The organism is Streptococcus sp. Marseille-P7376, from assembly GCF_902460385.1.
Classification (GTDB): domain Bacteria; phylum Bacillota; class Bacilli; order Lactobacillales; family Streptococcaceae; genus Streptococcus; species Streptococcus sinensis.
Map to the genome: position 1 here is coordinate 26,262 of NZ_CABPTS010000023.1, position 9,100 is coordinate 35,361.

Below are 9,100 nucleotides of genomic sequence, written 5' to 3' on the forward strand. Positions count from 1 at the left end.
TTGGCATTAAATTAAACTATCTCGGCACTCTTTCTGCTTGAATTATGATATAATGACAAGGATTGAGGTGAACTATGGAATACAAATTATTTGACGAATACATTACCCTACAGGCTCTTTTAAAAGAAGTCGGTATCATCCAGAGTGGCGGAGCAATTAAGTCCTTTTTAGCAGATAATCAGGTCTTTTTTAACGGGGAGTTGGAAAATAGACGAGGTAAAAAGCTTAGAATTGACGATGTCATCTCTCTTCCAGCTCAGCAACTAGAGATTGTTCTGCTTGCACCAAGTCAAGAGGAAATCCTTGAACATCAAGAAGAACAAGCAGAGAAAAAAAGAGTGGCGGACTTGGTTAAAGCGATGAATAAGGATTTTAAAAAATCAAAACCAGCTAAAAAAGAACAAAAGACAAGAAAGTCCGAACAGACAGGTAAAAAATCAGCTGTTCGTTTTCCAGGAACCTAAGCCATGTGGTTAAAAACGCTGAAAATCAAAAATTTTCGTAATTACCAGGCTACAGAGATTGATTTTCATCCTAGCCTTAATATTTTTCTAGGGCAAAATGCGCAGGGGAAAACCAATATCCTTGAAGCCATTTATTTTTTAGCTCTCACTCGCAGTCACCGAACCCGAACAGATAAGGATTTGATTCATTTCCAAGAAAAAAAACTGCTTGTTTCAGGAATAGTTGAAAGACAAGCAGGTAAAATTCCACTTGACATCGAATTGACACCAAAAGGTAGGATAACTAAGATAAATCATTTAAAACAAGCGAAATTATCAGATTATATAGGTGCTGTCAACGTTGTCTTGTTTGCTCCAGAAGATTTACAACTCATTAAAGGTGCACCTGCTTTACGCCGAAAATTTATTGACATTGAGCTCGGTCAAATCAAACCCATCTACCTTGCGGACTTATCCAGCTACAATCATGTACTCAAACAACGAAATGCCTATCTCAAAGCTAATGATAAGATAGATGAAACTTTTCTCTCTGTTTTGGATGAACAGTTGGTTGATTTTGGCTGTCGTGTTATGCAACACCGCTTGGACTTTATTAAAAAGCTGGAAGAATTTGCTCAGGAAAGCCATAGCGATATCTCCCAAAAAAAAGAGAGATTGACGATCAAGTATCTGTCATCTGTTCTGTTTCCTTCTCTTGACGAGTTGGAAAATTCCTTCCGAAATTCCTTATTAACAAGTCGGAAACGTGACCTTTTCAAAAAAAATACAGGAGTTGGCCCCCATCGTGATGATATCAGCTTTTTCATAAATGAAATGGATGCTAGCTTTGGCAGCCAAGGTCAGCATCGTAGTGTTGTCCTATCTCTCAAATTAGCTGAAATTAAACTAATCGAAAGTCTTACAAAAGAAACACCTATACTACTTCTTGACGATGTTATGAGTGAACTTGACAACATGCGTCAATTGAAATTACTAGAAACAATTTCTCAAAATATTCAAACTTTCATTACAACTACCAGCTTAGACCACCTTCAAAACCTACCAAGAGATATTAAAGTCTTTTATATAAGGCAAGGGGTGGTTGAAAAAGCATAAAATTCATCATTGACAGAGTAGACAACCATCTGTAAATTTTGTTTACAACTTTGTAAAACATCATAAATCATAGTCTCAGCGACTTAAACAGCCTTGTCACTGATTGACAAGGCTGTTCTTCTTTATAACTTTATTGTACTGAATAGTTTGGAGCTTCATTCGTAATTTGCACATCATGAGGGTGGCTTTCCTTTAATCCAGCACCACTCATCTCAATAAACTGGGCATTATCATGAAGTTCTTGCAGATTCGCAGCGCCAACATAGCCCATTCCAGAACGGATACCACCGAGCATCTGGAAGACAATATCTGCAGCAGCTCCCTTATAAGCCACACGACCTTCAATTCCTTCTGGAACCAACTTATTGGCTTCATTGACAGAACCTTGGAAATATCGATCACTAGAACCTTTCTTCATAGCAGCAATAGATCCCATACCACGATAGGTTTTAAATTTACGACCTTGGAAGATTTCTGTTTCGCCTGGGGCTTCGTCTGTTCCAGCAAACATGGATCCAAGCATAACTGCATTTCCACCTGCAGCAAGAGCCTTGACGATATCACCTGAGTACTTGATTCCTCCATCAGCAATGATTGTTTTTCCATACTCACGCGCAACTGCAGCTGCATCGTAGATTGCTGTGACTTGTGGTACACCGACACCGGCAATGACACGAGTTGTACAGATAGAACCTGGTCCGATTCCGACCTTAACCACATCAACACCAGCGTCGTAAAGTGCGCGTGCTCCTTCGCCAGTTGCAATATTACCAGCAATCAAAGTACGGTCAGGGAAATGAGCGCGAATTTCGGCAATTTTACGCAACACACCAGCTGAATGACCGTGAGCTGTATCAATAACAATGGCATCTGCACCAGCCTCAAATAGAGCTTCTGCACGTTCAAAAGTATCAGAAGTAACGCCAACAGCACCTGCTACCAGTAGACGACCAAATTCATCTTTGGCAGCATTTGGAAATTCAATAACCTTTTCAATATCCTTGATGGTAATCAGACCAGATAAACAACCATTTTCATCTATCAGAGGCAGTTTTTCAATCCGGTGTTCCTGCAAAATTCTTTCAGCTGTTCTCAAATCAGTTCCAACTGGAGCTGTGACTAGATTTTCACTAGTCATGTGATTAGAAATTGGTTGAGTATAGTCTGAAATAAAACGCAAATCGCGGTTAGTCAAAATACCAACTAATTTACGATTTTCCATCGTTTCAACAACTGGCACACCACTGATGCGGTAGCGTCCCATCAATTCATCTGCTTCAGCAATCGTATGGTTAGGAGTCAAAAAGAATGGGTCAATAATAACACCGTTTTCAGAACGTTTTACCTTGCGTACTTCATCAGCCTGATGTGCAATAGACATATTTTTGTGGATGACACCTAAACCGCCGGCTCGGGCAATAGCAATCGCCATTTGACTTTCGGTAACTGTATCCATAGCCGCAGTAATAATTGGGATATTTAATTTTAAATTCTCAGCAAGTTTTGTACTTAAATCAGCATCATTTGGCAACACGTGACTTTCAGCTGGAATAAGCAATACGTCATCAAAGGTAAAACCTTTTTTCAAAAATTTAGTGTCCCAGTTAGACATCCACAGTTTCCTCTTTTCATATAAAATTGAGCCGTGCTCGTTTTTTTATTGTTAATATCATACCATTCTATAGACATTTGTCAATCATTATTGCACAAAATTTAAAAACCATGTCTTTTTTAAATAAAAGACGATGGTTTTGATAGAATGAAGACTTTATTGTTCGTTATTTAAAGTAATTAATTCCCATTGCATCCTTGACTTCTGAAAGAGTTTGGCTAGCTACCTGACGAGCACGATCACTGCCTTCTTTCAGCATATCATAGACTTGCCCCATATCTTTCGCAAACTCAAGACGACGCTCTCTGATTGGCCCTAATTCCCGCTCTAAAATATCTAAGAGATAGCGTTTAGTTTTGACATCCCCCAGTCCACCACGTTGGTAATGCTCTTTCATAGCTGCAATTTCAGCAGCATCTTCTGGCCGACCAAAAACATCCAGATAGTGGAAAACCATATTGCCTTCAATTTTTCCTGGATCTTCAACTTTGATATGATCAGGATCTGTATACATACTCATGACCTTTTTCTTGAGTGTATCCACGTCATCAGCTAGATAAATTCCATTGTTCAATGATTTGGACATTTTAGCATTGCCATCAAGCCCTGGCAGACGGCCAGCCGCTTCATTTTCTGGATAGATGCCTTCTGGCTCAACTAAAACATCACAATCATAAGCATGATTGAAGGAACGAACAATTTCTCGTGTCTGCTCAATCATTGGTTTTTGATCATTTCCCACAGGTACATAATTGGCCTTAAAGGCTGTAATATCGGCAGCTTGAGAGATAGGATAAACCAAAAATCCAGTTGGAATACTTTCACCAAATCCTTTCTGAGCAATTTCTGTCTTGACAGTTGGATTGCGCTCTAAACGAGCTAAAGACACCAAATTCATATAGTACATTGACAGCTCTGCCAACTCTGGAATCTGACTCTGGATAAAAATGGTCACTTTTTTAGGATCTAATCCAGCTGCCAGATAATCCAAGGCTACATTTCCAATGGATTCTACAATCGTTTGTGGATCTTTCGCGTGGTCTGTCAGAGCTTGTTGATCCGCCAGAAAAACAAACATATCATACTTGCCTTGATCCTGTAAAAGAACGCGATTGCGTAAACTTCCTACATAATGACCAATATGTAATTTTCCAGTTGGACGGTCTCCAGTTAAAATAATCGGTTTTGTCATTTGCTGCTCCTCAATTTGTATTTTTTTCATTATATCATTTTCAAAGAAAATGCGGAAGAAGATAGGAGAAAAATCAAAGTTCTCATTTAAAAGAATAACTAATTGACAATAGGTTTACAATAATTTTACAGAATTATTATAACTTTCACTTTCAAATATTATATTTTATCTCATAATAATTTGAAAAAAGAAGAATTTTCTAGTAAAATGAAAGAGATTATATATATAGGAGAAAATCATTGCTTACAGTATCTGATGTATCACTACGTTTCAGTGATAGAAAATTATTTGATGACGTAAATATTAAATTTACAGAAGGAAACACCTATGGCCTGATTGGGGCAAATGGTGCGGGTAAGTCTACTTTCTTGAAAATTTTAGCTGGGGATATTGAGCCAACAACAGGCCATATTTCTTTAGGTCCAGATGAGCGGCTTTCTGTCTTGCGTCAAAATCATTTTGACTATGAGGAAGAGCGAGCTATTGATGTTGTGATTATGGGAAATGAACACCTTTACAGCATCATGAAAGAAAAAGATGCTATTTATATGAAGCCTGACTTTTCTGATGAGGATGGGGTTCGAGCGGCTGAGCTAGAAGGTGAATTTGCTGAGTTAGGTGGCTGGGAAGCTGAAAGTGAAGCATCCCAATTGCTGCAAAACCTCAACATTCCAGAAGACTTGCATTACCAAAATATGAGTGAATTGGCTAATGGTGACAAGGTTAAGGTCCTTCTTGCTAAGGCTCTTTTTGGCAAACCAGATGTATTGCTTTTGGATGAGCCTACGAATGGTTTGGACATTCAATCAATTACTTGGCTAGAAGATTTCCTGATTGATTTTGAAAATACAGTTATCGTTGTATCTCATGACCGGCACTTTTTAAATAAAGTTTGTACCCATATGGCCGACCTTGATTTTGGTAAGATCAAACTTTATGTCGGAAATTATGATTTCTGGAAAGAATCAAGTGAATTGGCAGCTAAGTTGCTCGCTGACCGAAATGCTAAGGCGGAAGAAAAAATTAAGCAATTGCAAGAGTTTGTTGCTCGCTTCTCAGCCAATGCTTCCAAGTCCAAACAGGCAACCTCTCGTAAAAAGATGTTGGATAAGATTGAATTGGAAGAAATTGTTCCGTCAAGCCGGAAATATCCATTTATCAGCTTTAAAGCGGAGCGTGAAATTGGAAACGATCTCTTGACAGTAGAAAATCTTTCTGTCAAGATTGACGGCGAGACCATCCTTGACAATATCAGCTTTATCCTACGTCCTGGCGATAAGACAGCTTTGATTGGACAAAATGATATCCAGACAACTGCCTTGATTCGTGCCTTGATTGGAGATATCGACTATGAAGGAACTGTCAAGTGGGGCGTTACAACCAGTCGTTCTTATTTGCCAAAAGATAATTCTCGTGACTTTGCGGGTGGTGAATCTATTCTTGATTGGCTCCGTCAATTTGCTAGTAAGGAAGAAGATGATAACACCTTCCTTCGAGGTTTCTTGGGTCGGATGCTTTTCTCTGGCGATGAAGTTAACAAGTCTGTCAACGTCTTGTCAGGTGGAGAAAAAGTTCGCGTCATGCTATCTAAGCTCATGCTTCTCAAGTCAAATGTTTTGATTTTAGACGATCCAACAAACCACTTGGACCTAGAATCTATTTCCAGTCTCAATGATGGCCTCAAAAATTTCAAAGAATCTATTATTTTCGCCAGCCATGACCACGAATTTATTCAAACATTGGCTAATCATATCATTGTTTTATCAAAAAACGGTGTTATTGACCGCATTGACGAAACCTATGACGAATTTTTGGAAAATCAAGAAGTTCAAGCAAAAGTTAAAGAACTTTGGAAAGATTAATAAGTTGTCAACTTTAGTTGACATAAGTTTACAGGGGCATGAAACAACGTTTCGGCCTCTTTCTCTATAAGAAACATGGAAAAAATCATATATTTTTTAAAGAAAAATTGGCTTTATTTTGCTTCCTTCATCTTACCTTTTCTCATCATGTGTTTTGTTTATATGAGTCAAGGAATTTACTGGGGAAGCGATACTTCACCTTTACTTGGAGACGGCTTCCATCAGTATGTCGTTTTTGATACGACATTGAGGAATATCCTTCATGGAACGGATAGTCTTTTTTACACATTTTCAAGTGGATTAGGACAAAATTTTTATGCTTTATCTAGCTATTATCTAGGAAGTTTTCTTTCACCCTTCCTTTACTTTTTTGATTTAAAATCAATGCCAGATGCAGTCTACTTGTTTACACTTATTAAATTTGGCTTGATAGGATTGACAACATTCATTAGTATCAAAGGGATCTTTAAAAAGATTCCAGATACACTGATTTTGATTCTGTCAACTTCATTTGCCTTGATGAGTTTCTCAGTCAGTCAACTAGAAATTAAAACTTGGTTAGATGTATTTATTTTAGTCCCTCTCATTATATTAGGTTTACACAAGTTGATGAATGGACAAGGGAGAGTTTTATACTTTACAAGCTTGTCAATTCTCTTTATCCAAAACTATTATTTTGGTTACATGATGGCCTTATTTTTAGTACTTTGGTATCTAGTACAGCTTTCCTGGAACTTCAAGGCAAGGCTTAAGTCTGTCCCTGATTTTTGTATTGTTTCAGTATTGTCAGGCCTCACTAGTCTGATTATGATTTTGCCAACCTATTTAGATCTAAGTTCACATGGCGAAAAATTGACAAAGGTTGAAAGCTTGCTCACTGAAAAAAGTTGGTATTTGGATATTTTTGCGAAGAATTTTATAGGAAGTTTTGATACAACAAAGTATGGATCTATTCCTATGATTTACGTTGGAATTTTTCCCCTCATTTTGAGTATCATATTTTTCACTTTAAAAAGTATCAAGTTTCACGTGAAACTTTCCTATCTTTTTCTAATTGTCATTTTTATAGCAAGTTTCCGACTACAGTATTTAGACTTGCTTTGGCAAGGAATGCATGCTCCCAATATGTTTCTTCATCGTTATTCTTGGCTCTTTTCGCTTTTTATCATTTTGATGGCTGCAGAAACTCTCAATCGTTTAGATGAAATTAAATGGAAACAAGCACTTGTTGGCTTTATTATTATTTTTTCAGGTTTTCTAGCTACACTATTCTACAGTCAACATTATGATTTTCTTGGTCCAGAAAACTATATTTTAACCTTAGAATTTTTCTTATCTTATCTCTTGATAACTTTCGCTTTTACTCGTTCTCATATTCGGCAAAGTATGTTTACTCTATCTTTACTATTTTTTGTTACTTTTGAGCTTTCTCTAAATTCCTATTATCAAGTTAATGGAATTGCTAAGGAATGGGTATTCGCTAGTCGTTCATCCTATTCAAAAAAAATGAATGAGATTGACAAGTTGGTCAAATATAGCAAGGAAAAAAGTAAGGATTTCTTTCGAACAGAGAGACTTGATCCTCAAACGGGAAATGACAGCATGAAATTCAACTACAACGGAATTTCTCAATTTTCGTCTGTCAGAAATACACAGGCTAGTTCGACTCTAGATAAATTAGGTTTTAAATCAGCGGGAACAAATCTCAATCTTCGTTATCAAAATAATAGTATTTTAATGGATAGTCTCTTTGCTGTAAAGTACAATTTGTCAGAGACATCCCCACAGAAATTTGGTTTTTCTGCTGAGAATACTGAAAATTCAATGACCCTCTATGAAAATAAGTATGCTTTGGGGTTAGCTTTCTTGACAAATGATGTTTACAAGAATGTCAAGTTTACAAATTTGACACTTGATAATCAGACAACTTTTTTAAATCAATTGTCAGGATTTGATTTTAAATATTATCAGAGATTATCAGCAATACCCAAAAATGAAAATCTAGAAATTAAAGATAATAAAATTTCTGTTACTATTGATAAAAATAATGATGCAACATATGCTAGTGTTGATTACTCAATCGAGGTGTCTTCTAATAGTCAAGTTTATGTCAATCTTCCAGATATCCAATTTTCAAATGACGAACAAACAGATGTTGACATTACAGTAAACAACGTGACAACCCGTTACTCAACAAATAATGTTTTTCCTTTTTTTAATATTGGCTACTTCAATCAGGCTCAAACCATCTCTGTACGATTCACTTTTCCACAAAATTCTACTGTTTCTTTTAATAGTCCGGAATTCTTTTCTGTCAATATTGAACAATATAAAAAGGTTTTTGAGAACTTAAAAGCACAACCTGTTACTGTAAAAAATAATTTGAATACTGTTTCAGCTCATTATCAGGCTAATAAAGATACTTCTTTATTTTTTACCATTCCATATGATAAAGGATGGACAGCTCAGTTAAACGGCAAACCAGTTAACTTACAGCAAGCTCAAAATGGTTTTATGAAAATTGATGTTCCAAAAGGAAAAGGACAAGCTACACTAACCTTTATACCTCGCGGCTTGAAAGAAGGTTGTATAGCTTCCCTGTCAGGTATTTTACTCTTTCTTCTCTATCAACGCATCAGGAAAAAATCATAATACTAAAAAAGCGAGAATAAACTTGTAATTCCCAAAAAAAGTTAGACAAATAATTTAAGTAAAGGATTTAGTTCTGTATTGGACAGGACTAAATCCTTTTCTACCATTTGTCAAGTATATCAAGGTATTTGATGAAAAATAGTTTGAGTTCCATATGTCAAACGAAGGAAATTGTCTTTTTTTGAGCTAAAGTTTAGTGTAAAAAGTGTACACAAAACCAACA

The 9,100-nt window shown here is 36.5% G+C and carries 6 protein-coding genes; 4 read left to right on the top strand and 2 right to left on the bottom strand.

The features are described from left to right. The first annotated feature begins 74 nt into the window (after nt 1-74). Together yaaA and recF are read left to right on the top strand one after the other, a co-directional pair. Nucleotides 75-464 (top strand): S4 domain-containing protein YaaA, encoded by a 390-nt coding sequence (gene yaaA / locus FZ952_RS09830; protein ID WP_062201648.1) that lies wholly within the window; start codon nt 75-77, stop codon nt 462-464. Between the two features lie 3 nt (nt 465-467). Continuing rightward, entirely contained in the window at nt 468-1,559 is a 1,092-nt protein-coding gene (recF, locus tag FZ952_RS09835; protein ID WP_148881542.1) for a DNA replication/repair protein RecF, read from the top strand. Between the two features lie 130 nt (nt 1,560-1,689). Here the strand turns inward: recF and guaB are convergent, their stop codons facing one another. Together guaB and trpS are read right to left on the bottom strand one after the other, a co-directional pair. Continuing rightward, a complete protein-coding gene (gene guaB, locus FZ952_RS09840; RefSeq protein ID WP_062201644.1) occupies nt 1,690-3,171 on the bottom strand; it encodes an IMP dehydrogenase in 1,482 nt (493 codons plus the stop codon). A gap of 166 nt (nt 3,172-3,337) precedes the next feature. After that, complete coding sequence (gene trpS, locus FZ952_RS09845) at nt 3,338-4,363, bottom strand: tryptophan--tRNA ligase (protein WP_148881545.1); 1,026 nt, start codon at nt 4,361-4,363, stop codon at nt 3,338-3,340. Nucleotides 4,364-4,602: 239 nt separating this feature from the next. Here trpS and FZ952_RS09850 point away from each other — a divergent pair, with 239 nt between their 5' ends. Next, nucleotides 4,603-6,225, top strand: a complete 1,623-nt coding sequence (locus FZ952_RS09850) for an ATP-binding cassette domain-containing protein (RefSeq protein WP_148881543.1) — start codon at nt 4,603-4,605, stop codon at nt 6,223-6,225. A gap of 75 nt (nt 6,226-6,300) precedes the next feature. Further along, nucleotides 6,301-8,877 carry a YfhO family protein gene (locus FZ952_RS09855; protein ID WP_148881544.1) on the top strand — a complete coding sequence of 859 codons (2,577 nt, stop codon included), beginning with the start codon at nt 6,301-6,303 and terminating at the stop codon, nt 8,875-8,877. The last annotated feature ends 223 nt before the right edge of the window (nt 8,878-9,100 follow it).